This window comes from Tahibacter caeni (assembly GCF_024609805.1).
Lineage (GTDB): Bacteria > Pseudomonadota > Gammaproteobacteria > Xanthomonadales > Rhodanobacteraceae > Tahibacter > Tahibacter caeni.
In genome coordinates this window covers 13,279-29,192 of sequence record NZ_JANFVR010000030.1, presented here as the reverse complement: position 1 = coordinate 29,192, position 15,914 = coordinate 13,279, and the positions used below count along the sequence as shown (strand labels likewise).

16 protein-coding genes are annotated in these 15,914 nt (G+C 69.6%); 8 read left to right on the top strand and 8 right to left on the bottom strand.

The window, feature by feature from the left end:
- Positions 1–202: 202 nt before the first annotated feature.
- A complete protein-coding gene (locus NON22_RS04780; protein WP_257385784.1) occupies positions 203–658 on the top strand; it encodes an OsmC family protein in 456 nt (151 codons plus the stop codon).
- A gap of 45 nt (positions 659–703) precedes the next feature.
- On the opposite strand, the gene NON22_RS04775 is transcribed toward NON22_RS04780, so the two are convergent.
- Together NON22_RS04775 and NON22_RS04770 are read right to left on the bottom strand one after the other, a co-directional pair.
- On the bottom strand, positions 704–1,987 hold the full coding sequence (locus NON22_RS04775; RefSeq protein WP_257385783.1) for a hypothetical protein: 1,284 nt from the start codon (positions 1,985–1,987) through the stop codon (positions 704–706).
- A 249-nt stretch (positions 1,988–2,236) separates the two neighbouring features.
- Positions 2,237–2,725, bottom strand: coding sequence for an SET domain-containing protein (locus NON22_RS04770; RefSeq protein WP_257385782.1), 489 nt, complete (start codon positions 2,723–2,725; stop codon positions 2,237–2,239).
- 269 nt (positions 2,726–2,994) lie between these two features.
- Here NON22_RS04770 and NON22_RS04765 point away from each other — a divergent pair, with 269 nt between their 5' ends.
- The 3 genes from NON22_RS04765 (at position 2,995) to NON22_RS04755 (ending at position 6,104) form a co-directional block, all read left to right on the top strand.
- Entirely contained in the window at positions 2,995–3,810 is an 816-nt protein-coding gene (locus tag NON22_RS04765) for a hypothetical protein (RefSeq protein ID WP_257385781.1), read from the top strand.
- 204 nt (positions 3,811–4,014) lie between these two features.
- A complete protein-coding gene (locus tag NON22_RS04760) occupies positions 4,015–5,457 on the top strand; it encodes a HAMP domain-containing sensor histidine kinase (RefSeq protein WP_257385780.1) in 1,443 nt (480 codons plus the stop codon).
- On the top strand, positions 5,457–6,104 hold the full coding sequence (locus NON22_RS04755; RefSeq protein ID WP_257385779.1) for a response regulator: 648 nt from the start codon (positions 5,457–5,459) through the stop codon (positions 6,102–6,104). Before NON22_RS04760 ends, NON22_RS04755 begins: the two co-directional genes overlap by 1 nt.
- 157 nt (positions 6,105–6,261) lie before the next feature.
- On the opposite strand, the gene NON22_RS04750 is transcribed toward NON22_RS04755, so the two are convergent.
- Together NON22_RS04750 and NON22_RS04745 are read right to left on the bottom strand one after the other, a co-directional pair.
- Complete coding sequence (locus tag NON22_RS04750; RefSeq protein WP_257385778.1) at positions 6,262–6,945, bottom strand: phosphatase PAP2 family protein; 684 nt, start codon at positions 6,943–6,945, stop codon at positions 6,262–6,264.
- A gap of 322 nt (positions 6,946–7,267) precedes the next feature.
- Positions 7,268–8,746 (bottom strand): M20 family metallopeptidase, encoded by a 1,479-nt coding sequence (locus NON22_RS04745; protein WP_257385777.1) that lies wholly within the window; start codon positions 8,744–8,746, stop codon positions 7,268–7,270.
- Positions 8,747–8,992: 246 nt separating this feature from the next.
- On the opposite strand from NON22_RS04745, the gene NON22_RS04740 reads away from it, so the two are divergent.
- A complete protein-coding gene (locus NON22_RS04740; RefSeq protein WP_257385776.1) occupies positions 8,993–9,301 on the top strand; it encodes a ComEA family DNA-binding protein in 309 nt (102 codons plus the stop codon).
- A 100-nt stretch (positions 9,302–9,401) separates the two neighbouring features.
- Here NON22_RS04740 and hda read toward each other — a convergent pair whose 3' ends face one another.
- The 4 genes from hda to NON22_RS04720 form a co-directional block, all read right to left on the bottom strand.
- The gene (gene hda / locus NON22_RS04735; protein WP_257385775.1) at positions 9,402–10,118 is read right to left on the bottom strand and encodes a DnaA regulatory inactivator Hda; all 717 of its coding nucleotides are present in this window, start codon (positions 10,116–10,118) and stop codon (positions 9,402–9,404) included.
- A 1-nt stretch (position 10,119) separates the two neighbouring features.
- Positions 10,120–11,355 (bottom strand): AI-2E family transporter, encoded by a 1,236-nt coding sequence (locus tag NON22_RS04730; RefSeq protein WP_257385774.1) that lies wholly within the window; start codon positions 11,353–11,355, stop codon positions 10,120–10,122.
- Positions 11,352–11,918, bottom strand: a complete 567-nt coding sequence (locus NON22_RS04725; protein WP_257385773.1) for a CDP-alcohol phosphatidyltransferase family protein — start codon at positions 11,916–11,918, stop codon at positions 11,352–11,354. Before NON22_RS04725 ends, NON22_RS04730 begins: the two co-directional genes overlap by 4 nt.
- A gap of 247 nt (positions 11,919–12,165) precedes the next feature.
- Positions 12,166–13,242 carry a DUF2066 domain-containing protein gene (locus tag NON22_RS04720; protein WP_257385772.1) on the bottom strand — a complete coding sequence of 359 codons (1,077 nt, stop codon included), beginning with the start codon at positions 13,240–13,242 and terminating at the stop codon, positions 12,166–12,168.
- A gap of 130 nt (positions 13,243–13,372) precedes the next feature.
- Here NON22_RS04720 and purM point away from each other — a divergent pair, with 130 nt between their 5' ends.
- The 3 genes from purM (at position 13,373) to NON22_RS04705 (ending at position 15,880) form a co-directional block, all read left to right on the top strand.
- Complete coding sequence (gene purM, locus NON22_RS04715; protein WP_257385771.1) at positions 13,373–14,410, top strand: phosphoribosylformylglycinamidine cyclo-ligase; 1,038 nt, start codon at positions 13,373–13,375, stop codon at positions 14,408–14,410.
- The gene (gene purN / locus NON22_RS04710) at positions 14,410–15,051 is read left to right on the top strand and encodes a phosphoribosylglycinamide formyltransferase (protein WP_257385770.1); all 642 of its coding nucleotides are present in this window, start codon (positions 14,410–14,412) and stop codon (positions 15,049–15,051) included. The genes purM and purN overlap by 1 nt, the downstream gene beginning before the upstream one ends.
- A gap of 109 nt (positions 15,052–15,160) precedes the next feature.
- Positions 15,161–15,880 carry a DUF6134 family protein gene (locus NON22_RS04705; protein WP_257385769.1) on the top strand — a complete coding sequence of 240 codons (720 nt, stop codon included), beginning with the start codon at positions 15,161–15,163 and terminating at the stop codon, positions 15,878–15,880.
- The last annotated feature ends 34 nt before the right edge of the window (positions 15,881–15,914 follow it).

Genomic DNA, 15,914 nt, shown 5'->3' with positions numbered 1-15,914 from the left:
CGCCGGCGCCGATGCCGGTCGCGGCACGGACGGCCGCGCGGCGCCGCGTGCGGCGCCGGGTTGCGAAGACGCCGGCGGCGGCGGACGGGTTCTGCGTTTCTTCATTCGCGCACGCTGCCGCAAGCCGGTACTTTCGTCAAAGCCGGCCGTGCGGCGATGATCCGCGTTCCGCGGCGCGTGCCGCCTCACAGGACCGGGCTCCATGTCCGAACACCACACTTCCCTGAGCTGGCAGCGCGACGGCGGCCCGTTCGAGCGCGGCAACTACCGGCGCGAGCATCGCCTGAGCTTCGAGCGCGGCCAGCAGCTGCGCAATTCCGCGGCGCCGGGCTACGGCGGCGAAGCCGATGCCACCGATCCCGAGGAACTGCTGCTGGCCGCGGTATCTTCCTGCCATATGCTGACCTTCCTCGCGCTCTGCGCGAATCGCAGCTACACGCTCGACAGTTACGCCGACGACGCCGTGGCGATTCTCGACAAGAACGCTGACGGCAAATTCGCCGTGACCCACGTGCAGCTGAATCCGCGCACGCGGTTCTCCGGCGACAGGGTGCCGACTGCCGAGGAAATCGTGCTGCTGCACGAACGCGCCCACGCGAACTGCTTCATCGCGAATTCGATCAGGAGCACGGTCGAGGTTCGGCCGCAGGCCGACTGAACGCTCCGTCCGGCGCCGCCCGGATCCTGACGGCGGCGCGCGTCGTCAGGATTTGCCGAACGGCCGCTTCAGGCGCGACAGCAGTCCGCCGCTCTCGCGCTCGGTCTTGGCCGGCGCGCGCAGCGAAGCGCGCGGCTCCCATTCGATCAGGCCTATCGCGTGATAGGCATTGACCACGTCGAACACCTCGGCCAGCGGCACGTTGGCGGCCGCGGCGATCTCGTTGAGGCGTGCCGGCTGCATCATCGAGCGCGCGATGCGCTGGTGCTGGTTCAGGTCGCGGTCGAGCTCTATCCAGTGCTTGAGCCGGTAGGTGCCGCCCGGATCGAGCTGCGGCGACAGCCGCCCGCCCGACCCGGCCAGGGCCTGCAGCCAGATCAGGTTCTGATAGGGCTGGGCCGGCTGGCTCTCGCGTATCGGATTGAATTCGGCCGTGGTCAGGCGGCGCCAGTCGCCGAGCGCGAGCGGCTCGCGCACATAGGCCGCGAGCTGTGCCAGGCTGCCGTCGCTGTGGAACAGGCGGTTCTTCGGATCCAGCGTCAGCGAGACCGCACCGTCGAACCGGATCTGCGCCGGACCGGCGAGCAGGTTGCCCTGCAGGTAGTCGAGCAGCGCATGACGGCTGCCGTCGACCGCGAGACTGCCGCGCTTGACCGGCGGAAGGGTGTTCGGTCCCGGCGCCGAGCCCTGCAAGGTCAGCCCTTCGCTGACCTCGAACGCGCGCGCTTCGCTGCGCGGCGTCGCTCCGCTCGTGCGTTCGACCTGGGTGTTCTCGTCGAGGGTCAGCGGCACCGAATAGCGCGGCTTGTGCGCCTGCTCGTCGCGGTGGAACGGATCGTCGCCGTCCGGCACCGGCGCATCGACGTGCAGACCGCCGAGCACCGCGGGGTCGGCGACGCCGTCTTCCTTGATCATGCGCACGAGCGCGCTCGGCGGATCGAGCTTGCTCGACGGCGTGCGCGCGAATTCGAGGTAGAGATCGTCGCCGCCGGACTGCAGTTGCGGCGCCAGGGTGAAGTCGCCGCCGGCCGTGTTGAACACCGCGACGACGTTGGGCAGCTTCAGAGGCCGGTGCAGGCGCAGTTCCTGGTCCGACTCGGCCGGATCGTCGGTGATCACGGCCACGCGCATGCCGGCGGCCAGCGCGCGCGTGCGCGCCATCTGCCCGGCGAACGCGTTCGTGTCGACGACGACGAGGTCGGCGCCCTGCTCGCTGCCCCAGCGCCAGCGCTGGCGCAGTTGTTCGCCGGCCTTGCGCAACAGCAGGCGCAGATGCGCCGTGTCGTCGTCGCTGAGGCCGATCACCACGAGAGTCTTGTCGATGCGCATCGCCCGCTCCGATCGACGGTTGTGAGTTGTCGCCCGCTGCTCGCCGGAAAACGGGCCCTGCTCCCGTTTTCCGCCGAACGGCGCAAGCCATGCTTGTGCTCGTTCGTCCGGCAGACCGTTTTCCACGCCTGCCTGCCGGCGGTCCGCGGGCCTTCGCAGCAGCGCGCGGCCTGGGCCAATAGTACCGACTATTCGCCCATCACCAAGCCAAAGCGCAGTTCAGTCCCGTACCCGATCGCGCCGCCGGTTTCAGGCCTCGGAACCGGCCGGCCGGCGCTTGGGCTTGAGCATGGTGCCGGTGCAGCGCGGCGAGCCGCAGCGGCAGGCCCAGATCGCCTTGAGCCGCGGCGTGTGCCGCTCTTCCAAGGTGATGCCGTAGTCGTAGCAGAGCTCTTCGCCGGCGCGGACGTCGCGCACGGTCTCGATCATCACGCGGTCCTTGCGCGCGTCGCCGTCGGGGTCTTCCTCGAGACTGGACTGGCAGTTCGGCTCGCAGCTGTGATTGATCCAGCGCGCGATGTTGCCGCCTTCGTTCGCATCGATGACGTAGCGGTCGTTCAGCGTGAACAGAAAGGTGTGGCCGGTGTCGGCATTGCCCGGATAGCGCTTGTCGGCCTGGGCGTGGGTCAGCAGCTTGCCGCGGTATTCGATCAGCGTGGTTCCGGCGGGAATGTCGGTGACGGCGAACACGCCGTTGCCGTGGATGGGGGAGCGGCGAGCAACGATGCGACGCGACATGGGGACTCGATCTGAAAGCGGAGGCGCATTGTGCCGCGTCGCCCCGGCTGCGCAAAGCGCGCGCGGCGCGACGGCGCAGTCTGCCGCCGTGGCAACGGCCGGCCGCTGCGGCTCAGCCCGACACGACCACAGCGGCAGTGATTTCCTGCCGCCCGTCGGCTGCCGGCGGCGGCCGCGACGCGCGTCGCGGCAGCCGTGCCGATTAGATCGTTAGCTCTATCGCGCTGCAGCAGCGTTGGGCGCGTTGCAGCCACTCCCCGGGGAACTCCATGACCTTGCGACTGCTCTGTCTCGCCGTGCTCGCCGCCGCCTCCGCGTCCGCGCCAGCGGCGACCTTCGTGATCCGCGACCACGACACCGACGGCCTGATCGCCGCGATCCGCGCCGCCGAAACCACGCGCGAGCCCGACCGCATCGAGCTCGCACCCGCCGGGCTCTACATCGTGCGCAATCCCGGCGACAGCCGGCAGTCGCTCGGACTGCCGCTGATCCGCAGCGCCATCACCATCGTCGGCAACGGTGCGGAGATCCGCCGCTATTCCGACGCCGAGTTCGCCCTCGTCGGCGTCGCCCGCGGCGGCAAGCTCGCGCTCGAGAACCTCGGCATCGCCGAAGCCTCGCGCGGCGCCATCATCAACCGCGGCGTGCTGCACCTGGATCGCGTGCGCGTGACCGACAGCTTCGCCGACGGCGCGAACGCCATCGTCATCAACTACGGCACCTTGCGCGGCTGGGACAGCGAGATCAGCCACAACGCCGTGCTCGCGGCCAAGCGCGACGCCGGCATCGTGCTGAACTTCGGCCGCCTCGAACTTGCGCGCTCGCGGCTGGCCGGCAACACCGTGACCGGCCGGCGCAGTTCGGTGCTGACAGCCTCGGCGCTACTGAATCTCGGCGACATCGACCTGCGCGACGTGACCATCGAAGGCAACAGCGCGCTGGCCGAGCCCGACGACACGTCCAGCGCCCATGCCGTCGTCAACCTCGGCAACGGCTCGCTGCAGGGCGAGCGCGTCACGCTCGTCGACAACTGGCCCGAAGAGGCCAACGTGCTGCCCGTGACAGATCCCGACATGATCAACTGACCACGGCTGCAGGCAGGCCGCGGCGGAACACAGATCGCGGCGGGAATGGTGCCGGCCGGGCCGGCGCCTCGTCCCGAACCGCAACATTAGCGCGTCAGGCATGACGCGGCGACACCGGTACGAGCGTCCCGGCGTTCTCGCGCCGCCGACTGGAAACGCCGCGACACACCGGTCACACTGGACCGTCTTTGCCGTCGCCTTCCCATGTCGCAACGTCGCCATCCGCTGCAGGGCCTCACGTTCAAGCTGGCCCTGTTCTATCTGCTGCTGTCGGTGCCGGCGCTCGCGCTGATCCAGTGGACCATCGTCAGCCTGGAGTTTCACGAGCTGTTCGAGGCCGTGGACTCCGGTCGCATGGCGGCGATGACGCGCGAGGCCGCCGACGAGATCGGCAAGCATTGGAACAACGACGAACCGCCGGGCCAGATGGAGCTGGCCACACGCGCCGAAGCGCTGGTGCTGCGGCTCGAACGGCCGCAGGACGGCCTGGCGCCGGCCTCCTACGTGATGCTGGAGCTGTCCAAGGTTCCGATCGCGGTCGGCGTCTACGACACGGCCGGCAAGGTGCTGGCCACGGCCCCCGAGAGCGGCTGGCTCGCGACGCCGCCGACCGCCGGAGACGCGAGCTGGGGCGAGGCGCAGGAGACCGGCTCGGTGAATCTGCCCGGCGCCGAGGAACCCGAGCGCGTGCGCCGAGTCCTCGCGGTGATCCGCGACGGCAAGGGCCAGCTGCGCGGCTTCCTGCTCACCGAGCTGCGACTGCCGCTGCCGTGGCAGCGGATCACCGGCGAGAAGAGCTTCGAGTGGCCGATTCTGCTGGTCTATCTCGTCGTGTTCAGCTTGGCCACGGCGTTCTTCATGGTCCGCTGGGTCACCCGCCGGCTCAACACGATCGCCGACGCAGCCGAATCCTGGAGCAGCGGCAACTTCTCGACCCTGATTCCCGACGACAGCGGCGACGAGCTCGGCCGTCTGTCGCGCGACCTCAACCAGATGGCCGCTGAACTGATGAGCCTGATGCAGTCCCGGGCCGAGCTCGCGAGCCTGCAGGAACGCCAGCGCATCGCGCGCGACCTGCACGACACGGTCAAGCAGAAAGCCTTCGCGCTGAACCTGCAGATCCGCGCGGCGCGGCGCCTGATCGGTCAGGACGACGAAGCGGCCAAGAGCCGCCTCGACGACTCGTTCGAGCTCATCAACGGCATCCAGCGCCAGCTCGTCAACGTGCTCCATGAATTGCGCAGCGAAGGCCCCCCGCGCGGCTTCCTGGCGCCGCGCCTGCGCGAGCTCGCCGAACGCTGGGCCCGCCTCAGCGGCCTGCAGCGCGAATTCGACCTCGACGATTCGGTGCCCGACCACGCCGTACACGGCGAAGCGCTGCTGCGTATCGCCGAAGAGGCGCTGGCCAACGTATTGCGCCACAGCGGCGCGACCAGAGTCGCAATCGGCCTCCATCGCAAGGACGAGCAGATTGCGCTGACCATCGCGGATAATGGGGTCGGCGGTGCCGACCGCAGCGGCGGCATGGGTCTTGCCAACATGCGCGCCCGCGCCGAGGCTCTGCCGGGCGGCCACTTCGAACTGATCAGCGCGCCCGGTGCCGGCACCGAGGTGCGGGTCCGCTGCAACTACGGAGCTCGACTGTAATGAGTCAACCGATTCGCGTCATCATCGCCGACGATCACGTGCTGGTGCGCCAGGGCGTACGCGCCTTCCTCGACACCTGCGACGACCTGACCATCGTCGGCGAGGCAGACAGCGCCGAGTCGGCCGCGGCCGTATGCCGCGAGCTTTCGCCGGACGTCGCCCTGATCGATCTCGTGATGCCGGGCGGCGGCGTCGAGGCTACGCGCCTGATCCGCAGCGCCTGCCCCGGTACCCAGGTGCTGATCCTGACGAGCTACGAGGACGACGTGCAGATCGTCCACGCGGTCCAGGCCGGCGCCCTGTCCTACCTGCTCAAGGACACCGACGCGGACGCACTCGCCGATGCGGTGCGCCGCACCGCGCGCGGCGAGGCCATCCTGCATCCGCGCATCGCGACGCGGCTGGTCCAGGCCGTGCGCGCACCGAACTCGGACCCGACGCCGAGCGCGCTCGACCGCCTGAGCCAGCGCGAGCGCGAAGTGCTCGAACTCATGGCCGACGGCCTGTCCAACCAGATCATCGCGACGCGCATGGGCATAGGCGAGAAGACCGTCAAGACCCATGTCAGCAACGTGCTGGCGAAGCTCGAACTGCAGGACCGCACCCAGGCCGCCGTCTATGCCTGGCGCGCGGGGGTCAAGCGCTGAGGCTGCCTGAGGCGCAGCGGCTCCGCTGCGCAGCGACGGGTTCCGCACGGCAGCGGCGCCGGCACGGCCCGGCGACGCGGAAGCATTACGCAGACGACGCAGCCGCCTTGCATTGAATATTCCGCGAAAAACTCAGGAACGCAGCGGCCGCGGCGCCTCAGCGCCCGCGTAATCGCGGAATCAGCCGCAACAGTAGCAGCATCCAGAGTGCGCCGACGGCCCAGCCGGCTAGCACGTCGCTGGGCCAGTGCACGCCGAGATAAACGCGGCTGCAGCCGACGGCGGCGGCGATGATCCAGGCGATCAGCAGCAAATAGTCGCGCAGTCGGCGGTCCTCGAAGTCGGCCGCGAGCAGCATCGCGAACGTGACCCAGGCGACCGTCGCCATCAATGTGTGGCCGCTCGGAAAGCTCGCGCTGTAGATTTCCGCCTCGTGCGAGACCAGATCCGGTCGCGGCCGCGCGACCAGCAGCTTCGCAATGGCGCTGACGAGCTGCGCGCCGATCAGGCTCAGCGCGAGCACGGCGATGTCGCCGCGCCGGCGGCGCAGCCACAGGTAACCGGCGAACAGCACGCCGGCACCGACGACGACGCCGATGCCGCCGAGGCCGGTCATGTCGCGCATGACGTCCTCGAACCAGTCCGGTCCGAGCGGATCGTTCAGCGCCTTCGGATCGCGCAGCCAGAGCATGATCTGCCGGTCCGGCGTGTGCGCGCCGCCGTCGGCGAACAGCGACGAGACCGCGAGCGCGAGCAGAGCGAGCGCGGCGACACTGATGACGACGCGTCGCGAAAAAAAGCGGCGCCGCGCGGGAGGCGCGGAAATGTCGGAGCCCGTCATGAACAGATCGCCGTGATGAAGACGCGTCGAAAAAAGCGGCTCGCCGCGGCCGCCGCAGGAATGCCGGGACCGGTCATGGACGCACCGTCGGGATGGCGGCGCGTCACGCGAAGCGACGCCCCGCGCCTGCCGCGGAAATCGCGGTGCCGTCCCCGAGCGATCCGCCGTCCCGCGACGAATCGCGCACGCCTGCCCGGTCGTCCGCGCCTGTACGATAGCGACGACGGTGCGGCGACCGCGCGATCTGTGCCGGCCGCATGCGTACTGCACACGCCGGCGTCGCTCGCCGTGCCGCTCCGGATCGTCCGGCCGCGATCCGCCATCAGCAGCAGCCGTGATCGCCGTGATGGCTGTGCGCGCCGCTCGCGGCCACGCCGGTCGTCAGGCCGGCCTGGCTCGCGACGAAATGATCGGCCATGACCTTCGCCACGCACATCGTCACGCGCTTGCCGGTCGGGATGTGCAGGAACTCGTTCGGGCCGTGCGCGTTGGAATGCGGACCGAGCACGCCGGTGATCAGGAACTGCGCACCGGGGAATTTCTCACCGAGCATGCCCATGAACGGGATCGTGCCGCCCTCGCCCATGTAGGCCGGATCCGGACCGAAGAACGCGCGCGATGCATCGGCGACGGACTGCTCCAGCCAGGCCGACAACTGCGGCGCGTTCCAGCCGGTCGAGGCCTTCTCCAGGTCGAAGCTGACCTCGCTGCCGTAGGGCGGATCTCGTTCGAGCAATCCCTTGAGGAATTCGCCGGCGCTGACGCCGTCGCGAGTCGGCGGCAGGCGCAGACTCAGCTTCACCGCGGTGAACGGGCGCAGCACGTTGCCGGCGGATTCCAGCGGCGGCATGCCGGCCACGCCGGTCACCGACAGGGCCGGCCGCCAAGTACGGTTGAGCACGAGCTCGGCGTGGTCCTCGTCCATCGGCCGCATGCCGTCCACGAACGGAAATTTGGAATACACCGCATCGCCGAGCACCTGGGCCGAACGCTGCGCCTGTTCGATGCGCTGGGCCGGAATGTCGACATAGAGCTCCGGCGTGCGGATCTTGCCGGTGGCGCCGTCCTCGAGCCGGTCGAGCAGCTCGCGCAGGATGCGGAAGCTCGACGCGACGACGCCGGATGCATCACCCGAATGCACGCCTTCCTCGAGCACCTTCACCTTGAGATTGCCGCCGGTCAGGCCGCGCAGGCTCGTCGTCAGCCAGAGCTGGTCGTAATTGCCGCAGCCCGAATCGAGGCACACCACGAGCGACGGCTTGCCGATGCGGTCGGCCAGGTGGTCGACGTAGTACGGCAAATCGTAGCTGCCGGATTCCTCGCAGGCCTCGATCATGACGACGCAGCGCGCGTGCGGAATGCCCTGTTGCTGCAGCGCGAGTATCGCGGCGAGCGAGCCGAAGATCGCGTAACCGTCGTCGGCGCCGCCGCGCCCGTAGAGCTTGTCGCCTTTGATGACCGGCTTCCAGGGGCCGAGATCCTCGGCCCAGCCGGTCATTTCGGGCTGCTTGTCGAGATGGCCGTAGAGCACGACGCAGTCGTCGTTGTTGCCGGGGATGTCGATGAAGATCAGCGGCGTGCGGCCTTCCAGGCGCACCACATCGACCTGCATGCCGGCGATCGGCTGGGCCCTGGCCCAGCCGGCCAGCAGGTCCACGGCCTGATCCATGTATCCGTGCGCGGCCCAGTCGGCGTCGAACATCGGCGACTTGTTGGGGATGCGGATGTAGTCGACGAGGCGCGGAACGATTTCCTCGTCCCACTTGGCCGAAACGAAAGCGCGCAACTGATCGGTGTTCATCGGAATTCCTGCGGTGGTACGGCAAAGCGCGCATGTTACCGCGGCAGCCCGCCGGTAACGAGTTGCGCGGCCAGGGAATTCCGCTCCGCCCAGGGGGAAATGCGACTTTTCCGAGCGTCGCCGACGGTTTTCGCGCAGGGATTTGCGCGGCGCAGTCCTGACGCCGCGAGTCGGCGCGATGCCTATCGTTACAACCGTCGGAACGACTCCGGCACCCGCCACTTACCAATCATCAGGAGCATACCCATGTATACCTTCTTCAAGTCCCTCGCCCTGTCGCTGGCCCTTTGCTTCCCGGCCTTCGCCGCGCAGCCGGTCAACATCAACACCGCCGACGCCGGCACGATCGCCGCCAACCTGAAGGGCGTGGGCCAGACCAAGGCCGAAGCCATCGTCGCCTACCGCGAGAAGAACGGCGCGTTCAAGAGCGCCGAGGACCTGGCCAAGGTCAAGGGCATCGGCGACAAGACCGTCGCGGCCAATCGCGAGTTCATCCTCGTCGAAGGCGGCAGCGTCAAGGCCAAGCCGGCGAACGGCGAGCGCTCGGGCGGCTGATCCTCCCGGCGCCGCTGTGCAAGTCACGCAGGAGCGACGGACGCGGAATGGGGATCGCCGATACCAGGGATGCTCCACGGCAAGGATGCCGCGGTGATTCTCAGGCCTCGTCCGCCGCTCCTGCCCTCTGCTCGCGCAGCAGCTGGCGCAGGAACGGCACGGTGACGCGACGCTTGGCCGCGAGCGACGCACGATCGACCCGGTCGAGCAGCGCGCCGAGGCTGCCGAGATCGCGTGCATAGTGCGTGAACAGGAAATCGAGCACGGCCTCGTCCAGCGCTATGCCGCGCGCTTCGGCGCGCTCGCGCAGCACCTCGCGGCGCTGCGCGTCGTCGAGCGAACGCAGCGGCGCCTGCGTGCAGCTCGACAGGCGCGAAACGAGATCGGGCAAGACGATGCCGAGCTGCGCCGGCGGCGCATCGGCGACGAAGACGAGCATGCTGCCCTCGGCACGGCAACGGTTGTACAGATCGAACAACGCATGCTCGGCCGCGGCGATGCCGGCGATCGCGCCGACGTCGTCGAGCACGAGCAGGTCGCTGCCGCCGAAGCCGCGGATCGCGCCGTCCTGGGCCGCGGCCAGCGCCGCGAGCGGCAGGTACTGCGCGCTGAAACCGGCCGCGCTGGCCGCCTGACAGGCGGCCATGGCCAGGTGCGTGCGGCCGCTGCCTTCGGGGCCGTGCAGGAATACCCAGGCCGTCTCGCTGCCGGCGGCGACGCGTTCGAGCAGATCGACCGTCGCGCCGTTGACGCCGACGAAGAACGTCTCGAACCGCTGCTGCGCCGGCCAGCGCCAGCCCAAGGGCAACTGCTGCACGTCAGCGCACCGCCGGTTCGTCGGCAGCCGGCGCGACGGTACCGGCCGCCGCCGGGACCGAAGACGGCGGCTGCGGCCCAGGTGCAGGCGCGGCGGGCAGCTCGCTCGCGGCGACGACCTGGCCGTGCGAGACGACGACGAGCTGCGATGCCGGCTCGTCCGGCGTCGCGACGAGAGGCGCTTCGGCCGGCTGGTACAGCTGGCTGGCCGTGTATTTCTCGTGCAGGTAGCGCAGCACCACCATCGCGACGGCCGCGACCGGAAGCGCAAGCAGCACGCCGAGGAAGCCGAACAGCTCGCCGCCGGCGAGGATCGCGAAGATCACCGCGACCGGATGCAGGCCGATCTTGTCGCCGACGAGCTTCGGCACGAGCACGTAGCCTTCGATGGTCTGGCCGACGCCGAACACGGCCAGCACCATGAACACGTGCGTCCAATCCTGGTACTGCACGACGGCGGCGATCAGCGCCATGCCGAGGCCGACGATCGCGCCGAGATACGGCACGAAACTGATCAGGCCCGCGATCATGCCGATCAGCGGACCGATGTCGATGCCGACGAGCCAGAGGCCGATCGCATACAGGGTGCCCAGCGCCAGCATGACGCTGAGCTGGCCGCGCAGGAACGCGCCGAGCACTTCGTCGGACTCGCGCGCGAGCCGGCTGATAGTCGGTTCTATCGCGCGCGGCAGCAGCTCGTTGACGCGCGCGACGAGCACGTCCCAGTCGCGCAGCAGGTAGAACGTCACGACCGGAATCAGCACGAGCTGAGCGGCCCAGCCGATCACGGCCAGGCCCGACGAGGACACCTTGGCGAGCACGCGCGTCGCGATGCCGCCGGCTTCGCGCCAATGGCCCTTGAGCACTTCGATCAGCTTGTTCGGGTCGGCGAAGTCCAGGGTGACGCCGAAGCGCCGTTCGAGCTGCGGCTGCGCCTCGGCCTGTATCCAGGCCAGCCAGCGCGGCAGCTGGTCGAGGAACTTGGCGATCTGCCGTTCGGTGAACGGAATCACCAGCAGCACGAGCGCGACGACGACGAGGCCGATCACGAGAAACACCAGAGTGACGGCGAAATTGCGCGACAGCCCAAGGCGTTCCAGGCGGTCGACGACCGGATCCCAGAGATAGGCGAACAGCGCGGCGACCGCGAACGGCGTCAGCGCCGGGGCCAGCAGATAGATCAGCCCGCCGGTGACCAGAACCAGCGCCAGCCATTGCCAGCGTTCCGTCGTCGTCATTGCGGATCTCCCGGTTGAGTGTGCGTTTCGCGCCAGGCCTTGAACGACCAGCGCACGACATAGTCGACGCCGCTGCCGATCGTCGTGGCGGTCACGGCGGTCAGCAGGGCCAGGTTGAACCAATGCGGCCATTCGGCGAAGCGCGACAGATGCAGCAGCGCCGCAAGCACCAGCAGGATCTGCAGCGCCGTCGTCAGCTTGCTGAGGCGGCTGGGCTCGGCCGTCAACGGGCCGACCAGATTGTGATAGGCCACCGCACCGGTGACGATGACGGCGTCGCGGCCTATCACGAGCAGCGCGAGCCACCACGGCAGCGCGCCTACGTCGGCCAGGCCGACGAAGCAGACCACGAGCAACAGCTTGTCGGCGACCGGATCGAGCAAGCCGCCGAGCCGGCTCTGCCAGGAAAAGCGCTTGGCCAGATAGCCGTCGAGCGCGTCGCTGAAGCCGGCCACGAGCGCGATCAGCAGCGCCGCGTCGTAGCGCCCGTCGCGCAGCAGCCAGGCCAGCGGCACGGTCAGCAGCATGCGCAGCACGGTCAGCAGGTTCGGGATATGGCGCATGCGCTCAGACCGCTCCCGGCACGGTCGCTGCGCGATCGGCGTGGTGCCGAAGGCCCGGCACAACACGCATGCCCCGCGCCGTCGCGGCGACCCGGTCCGTCGGCCCGCCGGTTCTGCGCCGCCCGCCGCAGCGGACAGCCGGCAACGGGCGCAGACCGGCGGCCCGCACGGCAGGCTGTGGACGAAATCGCGCTGACGCAGTGCGGAGCATGCGAATCCCGGAGCGGAAAACCCGTCCCGATCCGGCCTACGGGTTCAAGGCCAGCGTCGCCTCCACGCCGTCGACGGGCGGCGCTGCGCTGACGAGGCGCAGGGCACCGTCGGGCGGCAGGTAGGCCAGCCAGCGGTCGAGTGCGAGGTTCAAGGTCAGCTTGAGCAGCACGCCGTCGCCGCGCGCCTGCTCCGGCTGGAATTCGCGTACGAGATCGTTGCTGCCGAGGGTTTCGAACAGGCGCGCATAGTCCTGCGCCGAACGCAGTCCGCTGATCCAGACGCGCGTCGTCGTGATGCGGCGCTCTTCCGCCGCGGCCGCGCCGCGGCCGCGCGTACGGTCGACCGCGCCGTCGGCGCCGGCGGCCAGGGCCGCCGACAGGTCCGCGTCGCGCGACTCCCAGGCCGGCTGGGCCTGGCCGCCGAGCGCGAGAGTCCAGCGCGCCGACCAGTTGTCGCCGATCCGGCGCAGCTGGCCTATCAACACGGTGTCGGTCTGGTAGCGCGCCGCGTCGGCGCTGAGGGTCGCGACGTCGCCCTCCCAGACGATCTGCGCCGTGGTCTGGGCCTGATCCGGCGAGTCCAGACGCGGCCAGACCAGGTTGGCGCCGCGCTGCTCGGCAGCCTGCTGCATCGCACGCCCGGCCGGGTCGCTGCCGTCGACCAGGCGCGGACCGCTGCCGTCGTCGAGCGCGATCCAGGCGACCACCGGCGGCCGCGCCGCCGGCGTCCAGACGCGCAGCCCGCGGTCGCGCAGCACGCGGTCGAGCACGGCGCGGTCGAAGCTCGCGACGAGGCTCAGGCGCAGCAGCGGCTGACCGTCGACGGTCGCGACGTCCTGGCGGTAGGTGTATTGCTGCACGTAGCGTTCGGCCGACTCGATCAGCTTGGCCACGGCTTCGCCGTTGACTGCGTCGCGGTCGCCGGTCAGCTTGACGACCACCTGGGCCAGGGCGCTCTTCAGCGCGATCGCGCGCTGTTCGTCGGACTGGTCCGGCACCGGCACCTCGCCGGCGTACAGGCTGGCCGAGGCCGACTGGGCCTGCGCCAGACCACCGAACAGCGGGAGACAGCACAGGGAAAACAGCAAGGCAAGCAAGCGGGCGTAACGCACGGACATTCCCTGGTCGGCGGTCGGAATCGGCCCAAGTCTGCCCAAACCCCGTCGCGGCGTCCATGCGACCGGCCGGCGCCCGCGGGCGCCGACTGCTATGATTGCGCCCCTTTTTTGCGCCGTCGCCGCCATGTCCGAACCCAAGACCGCACTGACCTACCGCGACGCCGGGGTCGACATCGACGCCGGCAACGAAGTCGTCGAACGCATCAAGCCGCTGGTCGCCCGCACGTTCCGCAAGGAAGTCATGGCCGGCCTCGGCGGCTTCGGCGCGCTGTTCGAGCTGGCCGGGCGCTACAAGGAACCAGTGCTGGTCTCGGGCACCGACGGCGTCGGCACCAAGCTCAAGCTCGCGCAGACCCTCGGACGCCACGACACGATCGGCATCGACCTCGTCGGCATGTGCGTCAACGACGTGCTCGTGCAGGGCGCCGAATCGCTGTTCTTCCTCGACTACTTCGCGACCGGCAAGCTCGATGTCGACACCACGGTCGCCGTCGTCGGCGGCATCGCCAGGGGCTGCGAACTCGCCGGCTGCGCGCTGATCGGCGGCGAGACGGCCGAGATGCCGGACATGTACGGCCCCGGCGAATACGATCTGGCCGGTTTCTGCGTCGGCGCTGTGGAGAAGTCCAAGCTCGTCGACGGCAGCCGGCTGCAGGTCGGCGACGCGATCATCGGCATCGCCTCCAGCGGCGCGCATTCCAACGGCTATTCGCTGATCCGCCGCATCGTCGCGCGCGCCGGCAGTCCGTTCGATCTCGACCTCGGCGGAGTCACCCTGGCCGACGCGCTGATGGCGCCGACGACGATCTACGTCAAGCCCATCCTGCAGTTGCTCGCCGACCGCCCGATCAAGGGCATGGCCCACATCACCGGCGGCGGCCTCAAGGAAAACATCATCCGCGTCGTGCCCGACGCGCTCGGCATCGCGCTGGACAGCGCGAGCTGGCCGTTGCCGCCGCTGTTCGACTGGCTGCAGCGCGAAGGCGCGGTCGCGTGCGAGGAAATGTGGCGCACGTTCAACTGCGGCATCGGCTATACCGTCATCGTCGGCCGTGACGAAGCCGCCGCGACCCTGCAGGCGCTGCAGACCCTGGGCCTGCGCGCCTGGCAGATCGGCGAGATCATCGCCTCGCCCGGCGAAGACCGCGTGCTGATCCGCTGATGCGGCCGCCGCTGCGCGTCGCGGTGCTGATCTCGGGCCGCGGTTCCAACCTGCAGGCCCTGATCGCGGCGCAGCGCGGCGGCACGCTGCCGATCGAGATCGTCGTCGTCGCCAGCAACAGGCCGGACGCCGAAGGCCTGCGCCGTGCGCAGGCGGCCGGCATCGCGACCGTCGCGCTCGATGCAGCCGGCCGCCGCGACCGCGCCGCCTACGATGCCGAACTGTTCGCGCGCGTCGCGGCGTTCGCGCCCGATCTGATCGTGCTGGCCGGCTTCATGCGCGTGCTCGATGCCGCCGTGCTCGCGCCCTGGGCCGGCCGCATCATCAATATCCATCCGTCCCTGCTACCCAGATACCCGGGCCTGCACACGCACCGGCGCGCGCTCGAAGCCGGCGACACGGTGCACGGCGCGAGCGTGCATTTCGTGACCGCCGAGCTCGACGGTGGGCCGGTGCTGGCCTGCAGCGAGATCGCGGTCGAGACTGGCGACGACGCCGATACGCTTGCCGCGCGCCTGTTGCCGCGCGAGCACGCGCTGCTCTGCCGCTGCGTGCAGTGGATCGCTGAAGGCCGCGTGGTCTGGAACGACGGACGCCCGCACGTCGACGGCGCGCCGCTGACGGACGCGCTGCGCGTCTGAGCCGGCGCTCGACGGACCCCGCGCCGGGCCCGCATCGAATGCCGCCGAGCGACGGCGCGGGTTCAGGCCCGCGTGGCCACACTGCGCCGTCACTTTTCCGGAGCCTGCCATGCGCCTTGCCGTACTGCTCGGTCTCGCCGCCCTGCCCCTCTTCGCCGCCGCCGAATCGAATTCCGGCGCCGGTCACGAACCGGCCTATGCCCCGCTCAAGCCGTTCTCCGCGACCTATGACGTGCAGCGCGGCGGCAAGACCATCGGCGAGGCCACGATGACCCTGAAGTCCGACGGCGGCGACAACTGGACCCTGGTCACTCAGACGCGCGGCACCGCCGGCATGGCCAGACTGCTCGGCCTCGACGTACGCGAGGAATCGCGTTTCGCCGCGAACGGCCAGCAGCCGCTGCAGAGCACGGCCTACAGCTATCAGCAGGAAGCGACGCTGAAGTCCCGGCAGCGCCGCATCGAATTCGACTGGTCCGCCAGGGAAGCCCGAGTCACCGACAAGGACGAGCTGTTCCGCTATGCGCTGCAGCCCTACAGCATCGACCGCCATGCGATCGTCGTAGCGCTCGGACGCGCGCAGGGACTGGAGCAGAACACCCTGCACATCGCGAGCAAGGACGCCGTCGAGGACCAGCGCTACGAACGCCGCGAGACGCAGCCGCTGGAACTGCCGGCCGGCCGCTTCGACGCGACGCGCTACGAGCGTACCGACAAGCCCGGCAAAGGCAGCTCCTGGTACACGCCGAACCTGCTCGCGCCGCTGCAGGTCGAGCAGGCGCAGAAGGACGGCGCGAATATCGTCATGCGGCTGCGCCGCATCGAATGACTTTTCGGCGACATGGCCGCAGACCGGCGAATGC